Raw genomic sequence first — 22,960 nt, 5'->3', positions numbered from 1 at the left:
CCAATATAACTACAACTGTAGGTAATCAGATCGAATATTTTGCTCGTTTAAGATTTGATCTCGCGCAATGACTCTTTAGATCTGTTATCTTCCAGCACATAATTCGTGTGGTTTGCCTTTACTTGGCAGATTTATACAGTACTATCGCCACGCAAACGTTTACGTACCACCTTTCGGTTCTGATATAAGGATCAAATATGCTGTCTGATATTGATATTTGTCGCTCTACTCCCCTTAAAAACATCAGTGAGGTTGCCAAGCAAGCTGGCCTACAACACAACGAACATCAGCCATTAGGGCAATACAAATCTAAAGTGTCTCTCACATCACTTGAACGCCTCTCCAACCAACAAGATGGTAAATTGGTCGTAGTCACGGCGATTACACCCACGCCACTCGGCGAAGGTAAAACGGTGACCACCATCGGGCTCGCACAAGGTCTTGCCAAAATTAACCAATCAGCGATGGCGTGTATTCGTCAGCCTTCAATGGGCCCTGTATTTGGTGTTAAAGGTGGCGCAGCTGGCGGTGGCTACTCTCAAGTCGCTCCTATGGAACAGTTGAACCTACATCTAACTGGTGACATTCATGCTGTTACGGCCGCTCACAACCTTGCCTCTGCAGCAATTGATGCACGTTTGTATCATGAACAGCGTGAAGGCTTAGAAGCCTTTGAAGCGCGCTCAGGCTTAAAAGCACTGGATATCGACCCAACTAGAATCGTATGGCGACGTGTACTCGACCATAATGACCGCGCGTTACGCATGATCACGGTAGGCAAGAACGAAGCAGACAAAACAATTAATGGCTTTGAGCGCGAAGATGGATTTGATATCTCAGCCGCTTCAGAGCTGATGGCTATCCTTGCTCTAGCAGATGACCTTCAAGATTTAAGAAAGCGCATTGGACGAGTGGTACTTGCTTATAACAAACAAGGCTTGCCGTTAACCGCAGATGACTTCAATGTTGCAGGCGCAATGACCGTAACAATGAAGGATTCTATTGAACCAACATTGATGCAAACCCTTGAAGGCGTTCCTACCCTAATTCACGCCGGGCCTTTCGCAAACATCGCACATGGTAACTCTTCAATTATTGCCGATAAGATTGCTCTTAAACTGAGTGACTTTGTGGTAACTGAAGGCGGTTTCGGCTCAGACATGGGTTTCGAAAAAGCATGTAACATCAAGGTTAAGGCATCCAACAAGAAGCCTGACTGTGCCGTTGTTGTTGCGACACTACGCGGATTAAAAGCGAACTCAGGTTTGTACGATTTAAGACCGGGCACCCCACTACCAGATTCAATCTTTAATGATGACCAAGACGCGCTTGTTGCAGGGTTTGAGAACCTAAAATGGCACATAACCAACGTTAAGCAATACCAAGTGCCAACAGTTGTTGCGATTAACCAATTCCCACAAGACTCAGCTCAAGAGCTCGATGCTTTGAAACAGATGATCACCGACTTCGACCCAAGCGTTAGCGTTGAAGTGAGCGAAGCATTTGGTCAAGGCGGCGAAGGGACGACTCAACTGGCTCGCGCCGTGGTAAAAGCTTGCCAAAAGGAGTCTGAATTTGAGCCTTTGTACCACTCTGAGCAAACCCTAGAAGAAAAGCTAATGGCTGTCGCTGAAGTCGGTTATGGCGCGGCAAGTATTTCACTATCTCCACTGGCTAAAAAACAACTAGCTGAATTCAAACTGCATGGCTATAGCAACCTATCAGTTTGTTTGGCAAAAACACCACTATCGGTCTCAACAGAAGCACACATAAAAGGTGCTCCCGCTCAATTTGACGTACCCGTTAGAGAGCTAAAATTGTGTGCTGGTGCTGGCTTTATTTACGCGTTGTGTGGCAATGTGATGACCATGCCAGGCTTACCTGACAAACCAGCGTTCATGTCGTTAGATATTGACAGTAATGGAAATATCGTCGGCCTAAGCTAAATACCCTTAGTTAGATAAACGACAAATAATCGCGATTAATTTGGCTCAATTTTCAGACCGGTGTTCTATATTGAGCAATCATTTCCTAACGAAGTAATTGCTCAACAATCAAGCTTAAGTGCAAGAAGTTGCAATAAAAACGTAGTTATATGCGCATATTGTCTTAAGTTCTGGGGCAAGATCACATTAAAAACCTTATAAAATATATAGTATTGCGCTGATTCTTTGAGGACAGTGATGAATACAAGTATAAAAAAACTAGTCGGGCAATTTCTATGCACCATATTTGCCCTAGGATTAGTCCCTGCCCTCTATATTAACTCTGAATTTGACAGGGTCGATGCTCAGCACACGCTAAATATCAAACAATCTAGCCAGAACCAAATCGAATACAGTTTTCACGAACTCGCCGTTATTGTTGAGCAAATATCTAACTCTGTTCCTTCTATTGCAGACTCTCAAACGTTACTTCGTGCCGTTCAAGAACCTTCACTCATCCACAAAGAAACGCTACAAGATCTTTGGGTAATGTTAGCTCGTGGCCAAAAATACTATTCTCAGCTTCGTTATCTCGATCTAGCCGGCAACGAAGTGTTCCGCGTTAACTACAAAGACGGTCAAGCAATCGTGGTCCCAGATAACGAACTGCAGAACAAGTCTTCACGTGATTACTATGAGGAACTGCAACGATTAAAGATTGGTGAAGTTAGTTCTCGCGGCATTGACCTAGAAGTTGAAAACGGAGAGATCGTTCGTCCTTTAATACCAGCGCTTCGCATTATGACGCCAGTCGCTGAAAACAATCGCATCATTGGTTACTTCATCGCAAACCTAAACATGCTCGAGATCTATAAGCGCCTTCACTATCAGATTGGTGCATCGTCTGCTGTTCCGATTATTCTCAACAAAACCGGACACATCATTATGGGGCCAGACCCAAAGGAATCTTTCGGACATGTGATTGAGTCACGTTCAGAGCGAACTTACGCAAAGTTATACCCGGAGCTTTGGACTGCGATTCAAGACAAGAAATCTTCTAGCTATTTTGATGGTAAGAACTGGTATTTCCACTCTGATATCAGCCCCAACATAAAACAGTTCGAAGGCCCAATCTACATGGTTCTTCATATTGAAAATCAGCAGTTCAGCAGTCAATACCGACAAGAAAAACAAGCGATTGTCGTTCAGATCATCACATTATCTTTCTTGATTTCAATGATCTCTGCTGGCTTCGTATTGTGGAACAGCAATCACAAGAAGAACAGTATCGAGAGCCAACTGGCTAAAGCAGCAATGAATGGCATGTCTGCCTTGGTGATTACCGACAGAAACAACCGCATCATCAAAGTAAACCAAGAGTTCACCCGCGTGAGTGGCTACGATTTAGAAGACGTAAAAGGTCGTCAACCATCGATGTTTGCCTCTGGCCGCTACAATGAAGAGTTCTACATCAAGATGTGGAGTATCATCAAAGAGAAAGGCATGTGGGAAGGCGAAGTCGTTAACCGACGTAAAGACGGGTCTTTAATCACGGAAATACTGCGAATCCAAACCATCAAAGATTCGAAAGATGTGATTCAGTTTTATGTCGCTTCATTTGTGGATATCAGTAAACACAAAGAGCTAGAAAACAAACTGAGAAACCTGAGCGAAAAAGATGCCTTAGCTGGGTGTTGGAACCGCCGTAAGTTCGATCTTGAGCTGCGAGATGAGTGCTCTCGTGTGAATCGTTATCCTACTCGTGAACAGTCTTGCTTAGCGATCTTAGATATAGACCACTTCAAACGCATCAACGACAGATTTGGTCACGATTATGGTGATCGCGTCATTCAAACGGTTGCTCAAGTACTCCAGCGAGAATGCCGTGAAACAGATTTTGTCGCTCGTATTGGTGGTGAAGAGTTTGGCGTTATTCTGCCTCACACTACAACAGAAGAAGCTGAATACGTTCTTAATAGGCTCAGAATCGCTGTCAGTATCGAACTCGACAACGTAGTCACCGTGAGCGGTGGGATTACTAACGTAACAAATGATCCAGCACTTAATTACAAGTGCGCCGATTTAGCCCTATACGAAGCTAAAGCAGCAGGGAGAAACAATGTGTGCTTATTCCTAGATAAAGAGATGAGCGAAATAGCCTAGCAAATGACAATTGCATTCACTTGCCCGGCAAACGATCAGCTTGGAGCCGGATAAAATTCTAACTTGCTCCCCTCAACGACAAGAATACAATCCATGTTCGCAGCATGAGCAGCCTGCTTACCTAGGTTCGTATCTTCAAAAACAACACACTGCTTTGGCTGCAAACCCATACCAAAACACGCATCTAAGAAGGTATCCGGATTGGGCTTGTGATTCTTAACGTCTGTTGCTGTCACTAGGATATCGAGCTTACTCAAGATGTCTGTCTTATCCAGTAACTGTTCGGCACTTTTACGTTGACTGCCCGTTCCGACTGCAATCTTCTTGTTACCCAAGTGCTCTAACAGCAGAGAGTGAGTACAAGGGATAACGTCTCCTTTGTCTTCAATAGCCGCAAACGATGCCATTTTAAACGTGGACACAGCTTGTGGGTCGAGAGACAAACCGTATTTACTGTTCACCTCACCGGCTATTTTGTAGCTCGGCATGCCACCTAAGCTATGCAGCCAAGACGCTTCAAAATGAAAGCCGAACTCTTCAGCCGTTTGCTGCCACGCCTTTACATGTGCAGGCATTGTATCGATCAACGTACCGTCCATATCAAAGATCAATCCTTCATACGCCGTTAAATCTATTTTCATCACTACTACCACTCTTTAAGAAAGTTACTGATACCATAACCAATATTCAGTATCATGACCCCATATTACCGTTCAAAATGGATGTTTATGTTACAAATATCTAACTCTGTTTCGATTCAAGACTGGGAACTCCAGTTAACAGCGATCAGAGCCCAAGGAGCCGGCGGTCAGAACGTCAATAAAGTATCGAGCGCGATACATTTACGTTTTGATATCACACACTCCACCCTGCCCGACTTCTATAAAGAAAAGCTTTTGGCACACAAAGATAGTCGCATCACCAAAGACGGGGTGATTATCATTAAGGCGCAACAATATAGAACTCAAGAACAAAACCGAGATGATGCTTTAGTGCGTTTGAAAGAATTGATCTTGGAAGCGACAAAGGTTCAAAAAGTAAGAAGAGCAACAAAACCAACGCGTGGCTCTCAGAAAAGACGTTTAGAAAGTAAGAAGCAGAGAAGTACCACCAAACAGCTACGGGGAAGAGTGAGCTGATGGCTTCATGCCCTCAGTAACCACATTACTGTAGAAAGACCTGTCAATTTGACTAACGAATAGATCCATTACGCTGTTTATTTGAAAGTAAGTTTACTGCTTCTTTTTGACCGACAAAATCAGTTTGATCAACAACATTCGCTCTTCGCTGGTCAGTAAGCGACTGACCGCTGCAACGTCTTCCGCTGTTGCTTGTGATGCACCCACAATATCAAGAACCACATCCAAATCCGTCACCTTTAAGGTTCTGGTGATTGAACGATACTGAGACATCTTAATGTCCGCCTCGCCACGTTCAATCCGTTGATAGGTTTTTAAACTCATTCCTGAACTCGAGGCTAACTTTTCTTGAGACAAGTTAGCTTGTTTCCTACGCTCAATCAGCGCCACTATTATGGGTTCTTGTGACATAAGCTCATCCTCAAAAGACAGTTATGACCTAAATTCAGCAAGAAGCAGACCATATTGACTTGTGATGGTTTACATAAGCCATCAAAGGCATATTATCCAATTATTAAAAAACGTTACGTATCATAAACTTTCACGCTTTGATTGGTCGTGAGCGTAAAGGCTAGAAGACTTGAAGACTCAAGTGTTGGGAAATTAAGAAAATTGCATATTGCGAATAAGAAAAACGTCAAATTGGAAATTGCGAATCACTATACATTGGCATTTCCTTGCATTAGTCACGCATTAGAATCAGACAATCCCCGCCCAGAAATTATTGCAATACAACATAAGCTACTCACTTACAAAGAGGTGTTGCTACACGGGAGCATGTTGGAAGGTAAGGAATTAAGGCAGGCTTTTTCTGCATTGAACGAAAATGAAAAAGGTGTAGCGCAAGGTGGGATTAAAAGCATCAATGCTGCGATAAAAGAGATGGATGAGATTCTAGAAAGATACAGCCGTAAAGCAGTAATCGAGCTGAGTAACTAGTTCGACAAACAACTAACCAATTGTAAAAGTAAAAGTCGACGCTATCGTTAGATAAAGCGTCGACTTGTTCTAACATTTTGAAGTTCTAACGTTTAACTGCTTTTCTAACACTAGCAATCAACATCAGCATACCTAGCAAACCAAATGAAACACTACCTCCGCTGCTGCCAGAGCCAGATGAAGTTCGCGCATTCACATAAGCTGTTCGCTTAGCGTCAGTAGAAACAAATTTAGCGGTTTCAGTTCCAGCAATTACGCTATCAATCCAGACTTTATAGTCAAGGATTTCAGTAAATACAGATGTCACCGTAGAGTTTCCACCACATGTGTCTGGCCCAAAGCTAGTGATACCAACCTGTCTATAGTCAGTACCATCTTTCCAATAGATTGGACCACCAGAGTCACCTTGACAAGTACCATTAAAAAGCCCGGTAAATGCGCTGTAATCACCGTTAAAACATATTTGATTATCAGTTAAAGCCGAGCCATCAATAAAAGCAGTTGCACAAGTCGCATTGTCTACATAATTAAGAGATGCTTTTTGCAATAAGGTCGTACTGTCAAAACCTGAACGTGTATCGCCATGGCCAACAGCAACGAAGTCATTAACACCAATTCGATAATCATCGTTTGAAGGACGCTTAACAACATCATTGATTGAGTCGACATTCAGTGCGCTTTCTAACTTAAGTATAGCAACGTCATTGCGTAATAGGTCGCTCAACGCATTTGAATAATCACTGCGATAGTAAACTTCGGATACACGTGCTTTTTGAATGTTACCGTTAGGAAATTGAGACGAATCTTCAAGTTGAGGGACAACAGTAGTAAACAATTGACCTTCTTCGTTACCGTAAATACAGTGCGCTGCGGTTAGAATGTGGGTCGGGTCTAAAATGGTTGCGCCGCAATAAGGGCCTGTTGAGTAAACACCATCATAATCAATACGATCAATGAACAAACTCGCCATGGAAGGGAATTCCGTCACTGAAGCATCACTACCATTCACAATATAAGGTGTTACGCTCGCGTCAGGAGAAGTTTCGACCGAGTTTTCTGTCGCCATAACACTTGATGTATAGATTAATGGCGCTAAAAGCCCAAGAACGGTCTTACGAACCGGACTCATAGTATGGTTCTCATTCATAGATAACTCCTTGTAACCCCTACTACTTATTTACAAAAATGATGAATCGCCACCATAACACGTCACAACCAACAGTATAGTAAGTATTTGTAACGATATGGCCACATCTCTCATTTTATAAACCAATTTCAAAGTAACGGTTCTTGATGGTCACTCATTAAATCAATACGCGCCAAAAAACAAAAAACAAAAAACAAAAAAGCCTACTGCTAAATCCCTCAATGAACTGACCCCCAATAGTTGGACACCAATTATTGGGGGTCTTTTTATGTCCAAATATAGCCGAGAGCTAAAATGTATCATTGCTAAGCAATATTTAGATGGCACGTCATCTCTCTGCTTAGCAAAACAATATTCAATCTCTTCAAGACAGATACGGTATTGGGCTCAAGTCTTTGCCATCCATGGTACTGATTCATTTTTACCAACTAAGCATGCTGCCTCTGCTCAGACAAAGCGAAAAGCATTGAATTTAATGTGGACGAATGAATGGTCTCTCACGCACACTAGCGCTGTATTAAACCTCTCATCCCCTGGGATACTCTCTGTCTGGCTCAAACGATTTAATGAGCTGGGTATCAAAGGGCTCAAAATGCGCCAGAAAGGAAGACCCTCAATGAAACAGCAACCTCAACGTACCACTAAGCCTGATAATGAAATGACGCTTGAGGAGCTAAAAGAGGAGTTGGTCTACTTACGAACCGAGAATGCCGTTCTAAAAAAGTTGGAAGAGTTGGAGCAGGAAAAAAACCGTCGAACAAAGAAAAAGCGGTCATAGCTCTAACTCTTAAAGGCAAGTACCCACTAAAGCACTTACTGCACACTCTACAGCTGGCAAAAAGTGTCTTTTATTATCAGGCTCAAACGAGCAAGCGCCCAAATAGCTACGAACGTGAGCTGCGGTTGATAAAGTCAATTTATCATGAACATAAGGGTCGATACGGCTACCGCCGTATTCACTTGGAACTAAAAAATCAGGGGGTCGTGCTTAATCACAAAACGGTTCAAAGACTTATGGCTCAGCTGAACCTTAAATCGACAGTCAGGATTAAAAAGTATCGTTCATACCGAGGAGAGTCTGGAACAGCAGCTCCCAACGTGCTTGAAAGAGATTTTAGTGCGACTCAACCCGACGAAAAGTGGGTAACTGATGTCACGGAGTTCAAAGTCAAAGAGCAGAAAGTATACTTGTCTCCCATTGTCGACTTGTTTACTCAGGAAGTGGTTGCTTATAGAGTGGCCCAAAATGCCTGCTTGCCGCTTGTCACGGATATGCTGACGGAGGCTATATCAAAGCTGAAACCCAACTCAAAGCCAATTATACACAGCGATCAAGGTTGGCAATATCGCCATCGACAGTATCAGAAAAAGGTAGCGGAGAGTGGGTTAACGCAAAGCATGTCGAGAAAAGGTAACTGCTTGGATAATGCGGTTGCTGAAAACTTTTTTGCTTTACTCAAAACAGAGATGTATCACAACCAAAGCTTTGAAGATGCAGATGCTCTGATAGAGCAAATTAAAGAATACATCGAGTACTACAATACCAAACGTATAAAAGTGAAACTAAAAGGCCTGACTCCGATAGAATATCGAACTCAGGCCTTGAAAGCCGCTTAACAGAAATGTCCAACTTTACGGGGTCACTTCACAATACAGAGAAGTAAACAATAGGCTTTTGGTTAAGCTTGGTGGTTTCTCTTAAAAGAGGTTAGCCACGGTAGTAACGTTGAGGTACGAATGGCATTTTTTCTACTGTCATTGGTAGCTTCTTGCCACGAACGTCAGCGAATACTTCAGTGCCAATTGCTGCTAGGTCTGTACGAACGTACGCCATAGAAACAGGCTTGCCAGCGTTAGGACCCGCTGTACCACTTGTTACAACGCCAATCTTGTTGTCTTCAGCATCGAACAACTCAGCGCCTTCACGAACTGGAGCTTTAGTTTGGCCTACTAGACCAACACGCTTACGTTGAACGTCTTTAGTCGCGATTTGCTCTAGGATGATATCAGCACCAGGGAAACCGCCTGCACGTTCACCATCAGTACGACGAACTTTTTGGATGCCCCATAGAAGGCTAGCTTCTACTGGAGTCGTTGTTGTATCTAAGTCGTGACCGTATAGACATAGGCCACACTCAAGACGAAGTGAATCACGTGCGCCAAGGCCAATCCACTCAACTTCAGCTTCTGCAGTTAGCTTACGCGCTAGTGCTTCTGCGTGATCGTTCGGTACTGAGATCTCGTAACCATCTTCACCCGTGTAACCACTGCGGCTCACGATGCATTCAACGCCGTCGATATCAACTTTTTGAACGTCCATGAACAGCATGTCAGCAACGCTTGGTTGGAAACGAGCTAAAACTTCAGACGCTTTAGGGCCTTGAAGTGCTAACAAAGCGCGATCATCAATCACTTCCATTTCTACGTCAGCCGGAAGGTGCGCAGTTAGATGGTCGATATCTTGTGTCTTACATGCAGCGTTCACAACAACAAACAGGTGATCGCCTAGGTTAGCAACCATCAGGTCATCCATAATGCCGCCCTGCTCGTTAGTAAAGAACGCATAGCGCTGCTTACCAGAAGGAAGGTCAATAATATCTACAGGAACCAAAGATTCTAAGACAGCAGCTGCGTTCGCGCCATGAAGACGAAGTTGCCCCATGTGAGAAACATCAAAAAGACCGGCAGCATCACGAGTGTGTAAGTGCTCTTTCTTTACACCTAGTGGGTACTGAACTGGCATGTCGTAGCCAGCGAAAGGAACCATCTTTGCGCCTTCTTCAACGTGAAGTGCGTGCAGTGGTGTTTTTAGTAGGTCTTGATTAGCGTGTTCTTGAGTCATTTTATTCTCCATGAAGCGTTGCAGGCTTTCCAAATCGAATCTGCCGCTTATATCTCTATTTAGAGTCGCTTCTAACGCTAGGTCTCAGCATTAGAAACAGTAGATAGTAAAAAGTGATGTCTTTTATATAGGCTTATATAGTTAGCGTTATAAAAATAGATAGCTGTACAAAAGCTCTACAACTCACTTTCTAAGAATTCACTTCAGTAAACTTCAATCAACATGAGTAAACCGTGTTCACTATAGTAAACAAGCCTGAGTCAGTTTTACACCCTTAACAAGATTAAAACAGCTCAAAATGTGACATTTAACAATTTAAAAACAATTATTCGATACATACAAAAACGCGATATTGATGATTTTCACATCAATATCGCGTCATTTGGCAAACGTTAGAAACAAAAGCAAACGTTTGCATTCACTATAAGAAATTCTAATTTTGTTAACTTATTTTGCAGTCACCCACAAAATCAGTGCATCTTCTGTACTAGTAGAAATCAACATGTGGCCCATATTGGCATCGTAATACATGCTATCCCCTTCACTCATAGGTACGGGTTCGTAGAATTCTGAGTAGAACATCACATCACCAGAGATAATCATTAAGAACTCTTCACCATCGTGACGAACCCAATCATTATATTCTTCAAAAGTACGCGCTCTTACGCGGCTTTTGAACGGCATCATCTTCTTATTAGAAAGCTCAGTCGCAAGTAGTTCATGCTCATAAGTCGGTGTAGGGTGAGGTTTGCCCTGACCTGCTTTGGTTAAGTCGCGACGTCCTGTTGCGACTTTTTTCCTTGGTGGCTCAAAGAGTTGCGGCATATCAATTTGCAAACCCATCGCCAGTTTTTGCATAGCCTGAAAGGTTGGTGAGATTTGTTCATTCTCGATTTTGCTGAGCGTAGAACGCGCCAAGCCAGTTCTTTGGCTTGCTTCTTCTAACGTAATCCCAAGCTTGCCGCGGATATCTTTAATACGCTGGCCTAGCCTAAGTGGTTCTATATTCTGGTCTAACGTTTCTTTCGCCAACGTTAAAGATGGGTACTCATCATAAATGTCTTCTGACATAGGTCCCTCATTATTTTCTTACTTCCTGTCTATTCATTTCATTGTTGCATGAAGCGCTTTGTTGATTAAAGAGCACACACAGAAATAAAGCGTGCTCCCTGTAGCAAAACGAGAAAAGTTGTTTCCTATTGGAAATTTTTGTTGAAAATTGATTTTATCGGAGCTATGTTATCGACTTGTTAGATGAAGAGATGCTACTTCAGCTTGCAGCAAATGATAGATTTAACATTTGTAAGAGCTGTTTTTTACCCGAACTTTTTGGGAAACAATTCGTGCTGCATTGACCCTACAACGATCGCTTATACGCTGTAAGAGTATATTTATAACGCAATTCACGTTTATCTATACCTATATAGCGCAAACGATACCGATGCAGAAATCAACGTAAGACCTAATGGACTATAAAAACAATCACCATTAGCTTAATGAAAGGTCTCGACAATGAACGCTTACCAAAACCATAGCTTAGACAGTTTTTTCTCTACGAACCTATCTGCGACTGACGACGCAGTATTTGCTGGAATCCAAGCAGAGAACACTCGTCAAAACGAACAAATCGAACTTATTGCTTCTGAGAACATCGTTTCTAAAGCAGTAATGCAAGCTCAAGGCACTTGCCTAACCAACAAATACGCTGAAGGCTACCCAGGCCGTCGTTATTACGGTGGTTGTGAGCATGTAGATACAGTAGAAGCTATCGCAATCGAACGCGCTAAGCAGCTGTTCAAATGTGAATACGTAAACGTACAGCCTCACTCTGGCGCTCAAGCAAACGGCGCAGTTAAACTTGCCCTACTTCAACCTGGCGATACTATCCTAGGTATGTCTCTTGACGCTGGTGGTCACCTTACACACGGTGCACGTCCTGCAATGTCTGGTAAATGGTTCAACGCAGTTCAATACGGCGTAGACCGCGACACTCTTGAAATCGATTACGAAGCAGTTCGCGCTTTAGCGATCGAAAGCCAACCTAAAATGATTATTGCTGGTGGTAGTGCTATCCCACGCATTATTGATTTCGCTAAGTTCCGTGAAATCGCTGACGAAGTTGGCGCAATCCTAATGGTTGATATGGCACACATCGCGGGTCTTATCGCGACAGGTGCTCACCCTAGCCCTCTACCACACGCACACGTTGTTACTACAACAACGCACAAAACCCTTCGTGGCCCACGCGGCGGTATGATTCTGACGAACCACGAAGACATCAACAAAAAGATCAACTCTGCAGTGTTCCCTGGCCTACAAGGCGGCCCACTCATGCACGTAATCGCGGCTAAAGCAGTGGCGTTTGGCGAAGCACTTGGCCCAGAATTTAATACTTATATTGATTCAGTGATCGACAACGCAAAAGTTCTTGCTGAAGTGTTGCAAACTCGCGGTTGTGACATTGTGACTGGCGGAACAGACACGCACCTAATGCTGGTTGACCTTCGTCCTAAGGGCTTGAAAGGTAACGTAACTGAAGAAGCATTAGAGCGTGCAGGGATCACATGTAACAAAAATGGTATACCATTCGATTCAGAGAAGCCTATGATTACTTCTGGCATTCGTTTAGGTACGCCAGCTGGAACCAGTCGTGGTTTTGGCACTGAAGAATTCAAACTTATCGGTGAATGGATCGGCGATGTACTTGATGGCTTAGTTGAAAGCCCTGAAGGCAACGCTGAAGTTGAGCAACGTGTTCGCAAGCAAGTTAAAGAGCTTTGCAAGCGCTTCCCTCTTTACCGTTAGACCGTTTTTAAGATTTAAATTAAAACCTCATAAATTTTTGGAGAATAAGCAATGGACAATACACTAAAGTTTGCAGACAGCCACGAGTGGGTAAAAGACAACGGTGACGGTACTGTAACTATCGGTATTTCTGAGCACGCTCAAGAGATGCTAGGTGACGTTGTGTTTGTTGACCTGCCTGACACTGGAGACGAAATCGAAGCTGGCGAAAGCTTCTCTCTAGTTGAATCAGTGAAAGCAGCTTCTGATATCTACGCACCAATCTCTGGCGAAATCGTAGAAATCAACGAAGAATTAGAAGATAGCCCTGAGTTAATTAACGAAGAATCTTATGAAGGTGGTTGGATTGTTAAAGTGAAGATGTCTGATGCGTCTGAACTAGACAACCTTAAGGATGCGGAAGAATACCTAAGCTCTATCGAAGAAGACTAATAGGTAACCTCATTACGATAAAGCTGCTCTTTTGAGCAGCTTAATTTTAGGGGCTAGCTCACGGCTCCAGAGAGAAAGTAGAACATATCATGACTGAATTACTTCAAAGCCAATTACTGAAAGACCTGGGTACTCAAAACGAGTTTGTTGCTCGTCATAACGGCCCTAATAAAGCAGACCAGCAAAAAATGCTTGAAGCGATCAACGCGACTAGCTTAGAAGCACTGATCGACGAAACGGTTCCTGCACAAATCCGCCTTGAAAAACCAATGACACTTGCTGCGCCACTGAGCGAAATGGACATGCTGACCTCTCTTAAAGAGATCGCTAACCTAAACCAAGTGAAACGTACTTTCATTGGCCAAGGCTACTACAACACATTCACTCCAAACGTTATTCTACGTAACGTTTTAGAGAACCCAGGCTGGTACACAGCTTACACACCATACCAACCAGAGATCTCTCAAGGTCGTCTTGAAGCTCTACTAAATTACCAACAAATGGTAATGGACCTTACAGGCATGGAAATCGCGAACGCGTCTCTTCTTGATGAAGCGACAGCGGCTGGCGAAGCGATGACACTGTGTAAGCGTGCTGGTAAAAGCAAGAGCAAAGTATTCTTCGTTGCTGACGATGTTCACCCTCAAACACTAGAAGTTGTTAAAACTCGTGCTGAGTACATCGGCTTTGAAGTCATGGTTGGCGCTCTTGAAACACTTCCAGAGCAAGACGTATTTGGTGCGTTAGTTCAATACCCTGGCACAACAGGCGAAGTTCGTGATCTAACAGATATCATTGCGAAAGCTCAAGCTAACAAAACACTAGTTACAGTTGCTACTGACCTACTTGCTTCTGCTCTACTTAAGCCTGCGGGCGAAATGGGCGCAGACGTAGTAATCGGTTCAGCACAACGTTTCGGTGTTCCTATGGGTTACGGCGGTCCACACGCTGCATTCATGGGTACTCGTGAAAAGCATAAGCGTACAATGCCAGGTCGTGTAATCGGTGTTTCTATCGATACTCACGGTAACCAAGCGCTACGTATGGCAATGCAAACTCGTGAGCAACACATCCGCCGCGAGAAAGCGACATCAAACATCTGTACAGCTCAAGCACTTCTAGCAAACATGGCGTCTTTCTACGCGGTTTACCACGGGGCAGAAGGCCTACGTACTATTGCTCGTCGTACACACCACATGACAGCTATCCTAGCGGCTGGCCTGACTAAAGCGGGTTACGAGCTAACGAACAACAGCTTCTTCGATACCATCACCATCAACTCTGAAGAGAAGACTGATGCACTGTACGCGAAAGCGCAAGCAGCAGACATCAACCTTCGCCTTCTTAAAGGTAAGATCGGTATCAGCTTAGATGAAACAACAACGATCGACGACGTGAACGCACTGTTCGCAATCTTCGACGTGAAAGAAGACGTTCAAGCACTATCTTCTGACATTGCATCAAATGAGTTTGCAGCAATTCCAGAAAACTGCCGTCGTGAATCAGAGTTCCTAACTCACCCAGTATTCAATACGCACCACAGCGAAACGCAAATGATGCGTTACCTAAAACAGCTTGAGAACAAAGACTTCTCACTAACGCACGGCATGATCCCACTGGGCAGCTGTACGATGAAGCTGAACGCTGCTGCAGAGATGATCCCAGTAACATGGCCTGAGTTTGGTTCAATTCACCCATTCGCACCTCTAGAGCAAGCAGCGGGCTACACAGCGCTAGCGAAAGATCTTAAAGAGAAGCTTTGTGAAATTACCGGTTACGACGATTTCTCACTACAGCCTAACTCTGGTGCATCTGGTGAATACGCAGGTCTAATCGCGATTCAACGTTACCACGCAAGCCGCGGTGAAGGTCACCGTAACGTTTGTCTGATTCCAAGCTCTGCGCACGGTACTAACCCTGCAACAGCATCTATGGTTTCAATGAAGGTAGTGGTTGTTAAGTGTGATGAAGATGGCAACATCGACATGACAGACCTAGCAGCAAAAATCGAGAAGCACAAAGAAAACCTATCAAGCATCATGATCACTTACCCTTCTACGCACGGCGTATACGAAGAGCAAGTGAAAGAAGTGTGTGAACAAGTACACGCAGCGGGCGGTCAGGTTTACCTAGACGGCGCGAACATGAACGCTCAAGTAGGTCTAACTTCACCTGGCTTCATCGGTTCAGACGTATCTCACTTGAACCTACACAAAACATTCTGTATCCCACACGGTGGTGGCGGTCCGGGTATGGGTCCTATCGGCGTTAAATCGCACCTAGCACCTTTCCTACCAGGTCACATCGAAAACGGTGTACAAGGTTCTGACTATGCGGTATCAGCTGCAGATCTAGGTAGTGCTTCAATTCTACCTATCTCTTGGGCTTACATTGCAATGATGGGCGAACCTGGCCTAACAGACGCAACGAAAGTAGCGATTCTAAACGCGAACTACGTGATGGAAAAACTACGTCCTCACTACCCTGTTCTTTACCGTGGCACTAACGGCCGCGTAGCGCACGAATGTATTATCGATATTCGTCCGCTTAAAGAAGACACAGGCATCAGCGAAGAAGATATTGCTAAGCGTCTAATGGACTTCGGTTTCCACGCGCCTACTATGTCTTTCCCAGTAGCTGGCACACTGATGGTAGAGCCAACGGAATCAGAAGATTTAGAAGAGCTAGACCGTTTCTGTGAAGCGATGATCGCAATCCGTCACGAAATGGCAGCTGTGAAAGCGGGTGAATGGCCACTAGACAACAACCCTCTAGTGAACGCACCGCACACGCAAGTTGACCTTTCAGGCGCAGAATGGGATCGCCCTTACTCTCGCGAACTGGCTTGCTTCCCATCGAAAGCAACCAAGAACTCGAAGTACTGGCCAACAGTTAACCGTGTAGACAACGTATACGGCGACCGTAACCTAATCTGTTCTTGCCCAAGCATCGATAACTACGAAGACTAATTTTTGTAGATATTAGATAAACAAAAGCGAACCACTTGGTTCGCTTTTTTGTTTTTAGACAAATCGTATTTACTGATACATTGAACTAGACATTCGTAAGATAGTGTTCCGCAATTATTGACCTAAACAGCTAGCCTCTTTTATTTTCGAATAAATTACTATAAACTCCAAATAAAGGACGCTACCCTTTATTTTAAAATCGTTGATTTATAGTTCAATGGGAAAATTCACGCTAAGAGTAAAGAGAATCAAAATGAAAAAACTATGCGCACTAATCTTACTATCTACATCAACCACTGTATTTGCAGGGCACTGTGATACAACATTTGGTTGTAACAACAATCCGTCACCAACAAGCGAAACTCAAACATGTAGCAAAGATGCGTGGGGAAATGTAACTTGCTGGTAAATTAAGAAACAAGTTCATAGAAGAATGCTTTTCGCTCTAACGAAAAGATATTGAAAGCTGGTATATTATTTCTAGCTAATGCTAGGTAATAACAGTCTACGTTGTATTGTTGACTTTTGACCACGACGCTAAGCTGAAAAACATAACAAAAGGCGAACCAAACGGTTCGCCTTTTTGTTTTCTGAAATTCAACGTCAACAAATGCATTGACCTTACCGTAAGGGAAAGGTTTAAGGTGAAATGAATCCAACGATGAATGAGGAAACAATTATGGGATGTTGCAACAAAGCACCAAAAGGTGGGGCCCCTCTTGGCTTGCTTTTAAAAGTCACGCTTGGGATTGGTCTTTTTGTTTTTCTGCTGGCTTTGTGGCAGTGAGAGGCTTATATCGCACTGGATTTGAAACTAAGCAGTGATGGTATGGACAAGATAGATAGCGCCAAATTGGTGTTGGCGCCATAGTGGTTTGTTATGAGTTTGTGGACAAAAGGCGCCTTATATTACGAATGGCTTCGTCTTTGGCATCCTTCATTGCAAAGTACAGATCTTGTGGTACTTTCCCACCCGATGATTCAGAATATATGTTGATCGCAAATCCTAATATTTCACCAGCTAGACCATCAAGAATTTCGGGAAGTAATATTCTATTTTCGTGATAATAAGCGCGAAACTGGAGCACTAAATCATGAAATTCTTCTCTCGTATCTGGGGTTGAGATACCGTCATTCAATCGCCCTTCTAGTGCTATAACTTTGCTATAAAGTTCAATAATGACATTAGCTTGTCGCTCAAATATACCACTATAGGAGATTTGAACCCTTGTTCTATCTCTTTCAAGATCATCTTTGAACTTAGTAAGTTGCAACTCAGCTTTTGCTTGTAATTGAGCTTCATGAACCTTCAAATCTTTGTCTAGGTATTGTTTGACTACAGATTTGATTAAATACGCTATCAACCCAAGCAAGACGCTACTAGATGCTACAATTGTGAAGACTTCTTTCATTCTTACCTCAAAGTGCTGTACCTTGCTAAAACTCATCACCTCCAATTAAGGTGACGCCACACCAACACTACACTTTATTTGGACGCCGTAAACGCCGAACTAGACTTAAACCAAGAATACCAAGCGTGGTGAATCACTCTTAAATAACTTGTTATAACGTTGTGTAATCAGTGATGATTTTTAGCTTATTAGATATGTTTTTCATTGATTCGAGCACAAACTTGTACTTATTTTTACCCGCAATATCAAGCGCTTTCTCGTTAGTTATTGAGCCTAAAAGATTCAACGAACAAGCTGCCGATACCAATGCCTTCTCACTAGGCAAACCAAACAACAAACGAGTAAAGCAATATAAAGGAATTGCACTCTTTTGCGCCAACAACAATGAAGCGAACCTAAACATATCCTCACGAGTTTCACTTTTAGCGACTGCGCCAATTATTTTTGGTTGCTCTCGTAGAAACAACCCTGAAATTTCACCAAATGTAGCCTTTAGAGTAACAACGGGTTCAATAAAGAGCTTTAGTACTATTTGCCCAAAAATAAAAACACTTACACCCGATAGGACAGTTACTAAAATTTGAATATCTATACTACCTCTTGCTGATGAACTCAACTGCGTTATAACAGTTCTTAGAAAGAAAAATCCCGCATATAAATACAAAGTTTTCTATCTAGTTTATTATGCCATCAATTGTACTAGCCTTTGTCTTTTCATAACAATCACTTATACCGTTAGCTTAGTGATTAGCGTGGCAAATATAGAATTTATCTTTCTCGAATGATTCCCACTAAATCATTAACTTACGTGCGTTGGCGCTGTGTTTTTACCATCAGAACCTATCCGTATCTCGGAGCAAGTGAAACTCTATAAATCCAAAGCTTGACCCTATACGGTAAGGTGTTTATATTGTCGCCCGCCCAACGGGGCACATCCTAAAATACACACCGGCCATCCTGCCATCATTCGTGTATTTATATTGGTGTTGTGAACTTCCATGCTAACGAAACTTCGTCCTTTTACTCGTGAATCGGGTGCGCTTATGCATCTTTCGATTCCAATCATTTTGACTCAAATAGCTACCCAAGCGATGGGATTTGTCGATACGACAATGGCTGGCCAAGTAAGCCCTGCCGATCTTGCTGCTATTGCACTTGGCACTAGCCTTTGGATTCCAGTGTTGTTGTTGCTACGTGGTGTAATTATGGCGCTAACGCCTGTTGTCGCTTACCACCGCGGCGCACGTGACTTTCAAAGTATTTCTGTTGAATTCTTCCAGATGGTTTGGTTGGCATTAATCGCGAGTGTGCTGCTTATCGCTTATTTGGTGAGTGCTAAACCGATTTTAGAATGGATTGGGGTAGCTGCTGAGATTATCCCTATCGGCAGTGATTATGCGTTCGCCCTCGCCTTTGGTGTGCCGGGTATTGCCCTATTTTACACCTTGAATGGCTTCTGTGAGGGTATGAACAACACCAAAGTGCCAATGATCATTTCTATGGTTGGTTTGTTGGTAAATATTCCGGTCAACTACGTGCTTATCTACGGTAAGTTCGGCTTCCCTGAAATGGGCGCTGTAGGTTGTGGTTGGGCGACAAGCTTGGTGTATTGGCTAATGTCGGGAATGCTGTATTCCTACATCAAAGGTCATCATCACTACAAGACCATTATCAGCTTTGCCGATGCAAAACCAAAAGCAAAAGAGATGCTTCACCTCCTAAGATTAGGTTTACCTATCGGGATGAACATCGCGGTGTGTGGCAGTATCTTTGCGGTAATCGCTCTGATGATTGGCCGTATTGGTGCTGAGAACGTGGCAGCCGCACAAATTGCACTTAACATATCGAGCCTAACTTACGTGATTCCGATGAGTATCTCGTTTGGCATTACTATTCGTGTTGGACATGCATTAGGCGAGAAAGACGAACTAGGCGCAATTGAACGCAGCAAAGTCGGCATTTGGGTTGCCGCATTGATTTCATTACTTTCAGTTGCGATGTTCCTGCTGTTCCCTGAGTGGATCATTAGACTTTACACCACCGACCCTGCGATAAGTGCAACGGCAGCAGTATTGTTGACCTTTACTGCGATGTACCAGTTCAGCGATGCGTTACAAACGTCTGCTAACGGTGCATTACGTGGTTATAAAGATACCAAGATCCCAATGATCTTAGCCATCGCTTCATACTGGGGCTTAGCATTACCACTGGGTATGGTGTTGGGCTTAACAGACCACATTGTTCCTGCAATGGGTGAAGAAGGCTTTTGGATAGGTATTCTGACGGGCTTGAGCGTTTCAGCGACGCTGATGTTAATTCGCTTGCGATACGTGATTAAGCAGCGTGACTTGCCACCAGCAGATGCTGCATTAGCAAACTAAGATAGACCAATAATCTAATACAAAAAAGCGCGTTACTGCTACTCGGCAATAACGCGCTTTTTTTATCTAAATTGAACTGTGTTTATCTATTTATCTGTTTATCTGTTTATCTGTTTATCTGTTTATCGCCAAATATGAGCCAGCCGCAATCATTATTCCACCAGCACTTTGATTTAATCTTTTATGCGCACTTGGCGTTTTAAGTAAACTTGCCATTCTGCCCGCGCCCATTGCAATTAGCATTAAACCAGACATCAGAGCAACCGCCGCTAAAACAGAAACCAATATGATATCCTGCGACTGCAAAACCGTCAGGTCAATGAACGTCGGCAAGAATGAAATATAGAACAGAATCACTTTCGGATTTGATGCTGAAATCAAAAAGCCTTGCGCGAAACTGGCGAGTTCTGATTTCTGACTTTGCTTGGCTGCGAGCTCTGCCGAACCTTGCACTTCAGGTAGGCTCTTAAACATCTTGTAGCCCAAGTAAATCAGATAAGCGGCACCAACGTAACGAATCACCTCAAAAGCAAACGACCAGTTCTCAGCAATCGTCGCTAGACCAAAACAGGCAAGCGCAAGATAGATAAGATCACTGCATATCATTCCTAACGAAAGAGTGATGCACTTTCGCCAACCATTAACCATGCCACGAGCTAAAATGGCAAATACGCCAGGCCCCGGAGTAATACCAAATATAAACATGGCAATAAAGAATGTAACTGCGCCTTCTAGTGACATCTGCCGTCCCTCAAATATCATTCAACATTATAATTTTCGAACGTATCATGGAGCCCCGATTCGGGTAAAGAACGTTTTTGTCTAAGAGCGTTTTTGACTAACAGCGTTTTTAACTAAGAACGATTCACACGACTCATGTTTTGAATAAGTGTCACACGTAATTTCCCCACGAGGCATGCCCCTAAAGCTAAACCCAACGTGTTTTTCGATAAGACACAAAAAAGGCGAACCTAGTGGCTCGCCTCTGCAAAATATTGGCTACAAATCAACGCAACAAGATTACTTCGCTATTGGTGACAACAACTCTGGGTTTACAACTATGTTTCTCACACCATGTGCGTGATCTTCATTAAAGTCGTTTCCTTCACACCAATTGCCAACCGTCGCGATATTTACTTTCGCCACTTGGGGTCTCACGCTCCATGTAACTTGGAAAGGCGAACCTTGCTCATTGTAACCTGGACCCGTTGTAGAACCTGCGTATTGAATCGCTGAGCCAGTATCTTGTGGAATGTTGGGTGCTTGATGCAAACCGTTGACTTTAGAGTGCTTAGCGAGTGCTTCGAAGTCGAGAGCCTTGTCATCATTCACTAACACATAAACTTGGGTTTCAACACGCAGTTGCGGATTGGTAATCGCATCGTTGAAACAAGCACCAAGGGTTTCACCCGGTTCAACTTGAGCGGTTGAGTACACATAATGCACTTCGATAGTGTCGCCTGAATGCAAAGAACCATGCTCGCTCGGACAAACCTTGCCCTCAAATGGTTTCAGCTCAGCCTCACTCAACTTGCCTGTGTATTTAAAGCCACTCTGGAAACCTTTGCCATCACCGTTACCAGCGTATTGGGTAAACTCACCCCCTTTGTGCTCAGCGTTTTTATGGAAGTGAATATTACATAAGTTCATGGCTGTTGAATCTGGCGCATCGGAAAACAGACGAGCGTTGGTTCCCTGTAAAGAATCCAAATCACGAGGGGCTTGCGGGCCGAAACCTTTACCTTGCGTGTTTTCAGACAGGTTCGCTCTTTGTTCAGCGATAACACTGTCTGCTACAGACTCATGGTTCGCGTCAGATGCGTTCGCTTGAGCCGCCAACATAGCCATCGCGACGCTTAAAAATACACTCTTATTCTTCATATCTCTTCCCTAGAATATTGATAACAAAACCTAAATACCGGATTTCACCGCAAACATACTACTATGCTCTCGAGTGAATATTAGACATTGTCTTTGTAAGATTAGATTTCACGGTTTATTTTGGGAAGAGTATTAAAATCCTTGATGCATATAACAAGTCAAACACGGTAAATACGGCTAGTCCATTCCAGAACAAATAAATACCTACTTCGCTGACTGTCTCTTGACTCAAGCCGACAAACAAGCAAACAACAGCTATAACCAGAACTAATAGTAAGTTTCAGATTTAAAAAAGACGAACCACGTGGCTCGCCTTCTTCGCTTCATTCAATCTTTCGAGTGCGCTATTGCTTACTTGTTTAACCGTGACCGGTGGCAAATATCCCAAACGTCATGACGTTCAATGCATCTGTCACACCTTCTAGTGATTTGATCACGGTCTTAGTCGGTTGGTTATGACGAATAAAATAGCTTCCGATGCCTTTTTCACCGCCACTCTTAGCATCGCTTTCAGATGTTTCTGTCGCTGCTACTTGAGAAGGTTCGCCTGATTCTGGCTCTGCATTAGCGTGAACTATCGAGTCCTTATTTGAATCAAGGTTTGGGTTTAATTCATGGTTAGTGAGTGGTTGATGATTAACGATTGATTCATGCGAAGATTCAACGCTGGTCTCAGCATTTGTATCCTTTGAAGTCTCGAGGCTACTCTTTCCCTCTACGCTTTTCGACATAGTATCTTCATTGCTCAATGTCTCGTCGTCTAGTTGATGATTACTCGTTGAAGAACAAGCTGTTAAGAAAAACAGGCTAACGATGAATATGAGTAAGTTTCTCATCATAATGATAAATCACGAATTAATAAAACATTGTTCGATTGTATTTTATTTGGCTGATGACATCCAGTGATAAGCGGAGTATGCGTGAA

General features: G+C 43.4%; 21 protein-coding genes. 11 read left to right on the top strand and 10 right to left on the bottom strand.

Going from position 1 to position 22,960, the window contains the following annotated elements; all coding sequences use genetic code 11:
* The first annotated feature begins 197 nt into the window (after positions 1 to 197).
* Both OC193_RS18310 and OC193_RS18305 read left to right on the top strand, forming a co-directional pair.
* The gene (locus OC193_RS18310; protein WP_048662015.1) at positions 198 to 1,946 is read left to right on the top strand and encodes a formate--tetrahydrofolate ligase; all 1,749 of its coding nucleotides are present in this window, start codon (positions 198 to 200) and stop codon (positions 1,944 to 1,946) included.
* A gap of 237 nt (positions 1,947 to 2,183) precedes the next feature.
* On the top strand, positions 2,184 to 4,088 hold the full coding sequence (locus tag OC193_RS18305; protein WP_048662016.1) for a sensor domain-containing diguanylate cyclase: 1,905 nt from the start codon (positions 2,184 to 2,186) through the stop codon (positions 4,086 to 4,088).
* Between the two features lie 35 nt (positions 4,089 to 4,123).
* Here the strand turns inward: OC193_RS18305 and OC193_RS18300 are convergent, their stop codons facing one another.
* Complete coding sequence (locus OC193_RS18300) at positions 4,124 to 4,729, bottom strand: beta-phosphoglucomutase family hydrolase (protein WP_048660224.1); 606 nt, start codon at positions 4,727 to 4,729, stop codon at positions 4,124 to 4,126.
* Positions 4,730 to 4,816: 87 nt separating this feature from the next.
* Here OC193_RS18300 and arfB point away from each other — a divergent pair, with 87 nt between their 5' ends.
* Positions 4,817 to 5,227, top strand: coding sequence for an alternative ribosome rescue aminoacyl-tRNA hydrolase ArfB (gene arfB, locus OC193_RS18295; RefSeq protein WP_048660225.1), 411 nt, complete (start codon positions 4,817 to 4,819; stop codon positions 5,225 to 5,227).
* A 93-nt stretch (positions 5,228 to 5,320) separates the two neighbouring features.
* On the opposite strand, the gene OC193_RS18290 is transcribed toward arfB, so the two are convergent.
* Positions 5,321 to 5,638 (bottom strand): helix-turn-helix transcriptional regulator, encoded by a 318-nt coding sequence (locus tag OC193_RS18290; protein ID WP_048662017.1) that lies wholly within the window; start codon positions 5,636 to 5,638, stop codon positions 5,321 to 5,323.
* A 201-nt stretch (positions 5,639 to 5,839) separates the two neighbouring features.
* Between OC193_RS18290 and OC193_RS18285 the strand changes: the two genes are divergently transcribed.
* On the top strand, positions 5,840 to 6,166 hold the full coding sequence (locus tag OC193_RS18285) for a hypothetical protein (RefSeq protein ID WP_048662020.1): 327 nt from the start codon (positions 5,840 to 5,842) through the stop codon (positions 6,164 to 6,166).
* Between the two features lie 85 nt (positions 6,167 to 6,251).
* On the opposite strand, the gene OC193_RS18280 is transcribed toward OC193_RS18285, so the two are convergent.
* Complete coding sequence (locus OC193_RS18280; protein ID WP_048662018.1) at positions 6,252 to 7,313, bottom strand: S1 family peptidase; 1,062 nt, start codon at positions 7,311 to 7,313, stop codon at positions 6,252 to 6,254.
* Positions 7,314 to 7,581: 268 nt separating this feature from the next.
* Between OC193_RS18280 and OC193_RS18275 the strand changes: the two genes are divergently transcribed.
* Together OC193_RS18275 and OC193_RS18270 are read left to right on the top strand one after the other, a co-directional pair.
* Complete coding sequence (locus OC193_RS18275) at positions 7,582 to 8,091, top strand: helix-turn-helix domain-containing protein (protein WP_048662683.1); 510 nt, start codon at positions 7,582 to 7,584, stop codon at positions 8,089 to 8,091.
* The gene (locus OC193_RS18270) at positions 8,088 to 8,930 is read left to right on the top strand and encodes an IS3 family transposase (protein WP_123961588.1); all 843 of its coding nucleotides are present in this window, start codon (positions 8,088 to 8,090) and stop codon (positions 8,928 to 8,930) included. Before OC193_RS18275 ends, OC193_RS18270 begins: the two co-directional genes overlap by 4 nt.
* Positions 8,931 to 9,021: 91 nt before the next feature.
* On the opposite strand, the gene gcvT is transcribed toward OC193_RS18270, so the two are convergent.
* Together gcvT and OC193_RS18260 are read right to left on the bottom strand one after the other, a co-directional pair.
* Complete coding sequence (gene gcvT / locus OC193_RS18265) at positions 9,022 to 10,155, bottom strand: glycine cleavage system aminomethyltransferase GcvT (protein ID WP_048663508.1); 1,134 nt, start codon at positions 10,153 to 10,155, stop codon at positions 9,022 to 9,024.
* Between the two features lie 447 nt (positions 10,156 to 10,602).
* Positions 10,603 to 11,226 (bottom strand): helix-turn-helix domain-containing protein, encoded by a 624-nt coding sequence (locus OC193_RS18260; RefSeq protein ID WP_017064652.1) that lies wholly within the window; start codon positions 11,224 to 11,226, stop codon positions 10,603 to 10,605.
* A 441-nt stretch (positions 11,227 to 11,667) separates the two neighbouring features.
* Between OC193_RS18260 and OC193_RS18255 the strand changes: the two genes are divergently transcribed.
* From OC193_RS18255 to OC193_RS18240, 4 genes are all read left to right on the top strand, one after another.
* A complete protein-coding gene (locus OC193_RS18255) occupies positions 11,668 to 12,960 on the top strand; it encodes a serine hydroxymethyltransferase (protein WP_048663507.1) in 1,293 nt (430 codons plus the stop codon).
* Between the two features lie 51 nt (positions 12,961 to 13,011).
* Positions 13,012 to 13,392, top strand: a complete 381-nt coding sequence (gene gcvH, locus OC193_RS18250) for a glycine cleavage system protein GcvH (RefSeq protein WP_017105929.1) — start codon at positions 13,012 to 13,014, stop codon at positions 13,390 to 13,392.
* A gap of 89 nt (positions 13,393 to 13,481) precedes the next feature.
* Positions 13,482 to 16,361 carry an aminomethyl-transferring glycine dehydrogenase gene (gene gcvP / locus OC193_RS18245; protein ID WP_048663506.1) on the top strand — a complete coding sequence of 960 codons (2,880 nt, stop codon included), beginning with the start codon at positions 13,482 to 13,484 and terminating at the stop codon, positions 16,359 to 16,361.
* A gap of 649 nt (positions 16,362 to 17,010) precedes the next feature.
* Positions 17,011 to 17,148: a hypothetical protein gene (locus OC193_RS18240; RefSeq protein WP_155410747.1), complete on the top strand. Its 138-nt coding sequence runs from the start codon at positions 17,011 to 17,013 to the stop codon at positions 17,146 to 17,148.
* 91 nt (positions 17,149 to 17,239) lie between these two features.
* Here the strand turns inward: OC193_RS18240 and OC193_RS18235 are convergent, their stop codons facing one another.
* Both OC193_RS18235 and OC193_RS18230 read right to left on the bottom strand, forming a co-directional pair.
* Positions 17,240 to 17,773 (bottom strand): hypothetical protein, encoded by a 534-nt coding sequence (locus OC193_RS18235; protein WP_123924966.1) that lies wholly within the window; start codon positions 17,771 to 17,773, stop codon positions 17,240 to 17,242.
* A 151-nt stretch (positions 17,774 to 17,924) separates the two neighbouring features.
* On the bottom strand, positions 17,925 to 18,437 hold the full coding sequence (locus tag OC193_RS18230) for a hypothetical protein (RefSeq protein WP_048663504.1): 513 nt from the start codon (positions 18,435 to 18,437) through the stop codon (positions 17,925 to 17,927).
* A gap of 334 nt (positions 18,438 to 18,771) precedes the next feature.
* On the opposite strand from OC193_RS18230, the gene OC193_RS18225 reads away from it, so the two are divergent.
* A complete protein-coding gene (locus OC193_RS18225; RefSeq protein ID WP_048663503.1) occupies positions 18,772 to 20,154 on the top strand; it encodes an MATE family efflux transporter in 1,383 nt (460 codons plus the stop codon).
* A gap of 114 nt (positions 20,155 to 20,268) precedes the next feature.
* On the opposite strand, the gene OC193_RS18220 is transcribed toward OC193_RS18225, so the two are convergent.
* The 3 genes from OC193_RS18220 to OC193_RS18210 form a co-directional block, all read right to left on the bottom strand.
* Positions 20,269 to 20,895, bottom strand: a complete 627-nt coding sequence (locus OC193_RS18220) for a LysE family translocator (protein WP_048660241.1) — start codon at positions 20,893 to 20,895, stop codon at positions 20,269 to 20,271.
* A 279-nt stretch (positions 20,896 to 21,174) separates the two neighbouring features.
* Entirely contained in the window at positions 21,175 to 22,035 is an 861-nt protein-coding gene (locus OC193_RS18215; protein WP_048663502.1) for a delta-class carbonic anhydrase, read from the bottom strand.
* 359 nt (positions 22,036 to 22,394) lie between these two features.
* The gene (locus OC193_RS18210) at positions 22,395 to 22,874 is read right to left on the bottom strand and encodes a putative periplasmic lipoprotein (protein ID WP_048663501.1); all 480 of its coding nucleotides are present in this window, start codon (positions 22,872 to 22,874) and stop codon (positions 22,395 to 22,397) included.
* Between the last annotated feature and the right edge of the window lie 86 nt (positions 22,875 to 22,960).

The organism is Vibrio crassostreae (assembly GCF_024347415.1).
GTDB lineage: Bacteria > Pseudomonadota > Gammaproteobacteria > Enterobacterales > Vibrionaceae > Vibrio > Vibrio crassostreae.
This window is presented reverse-complemented; position numbering and strand designations above follow the sequence as displayed.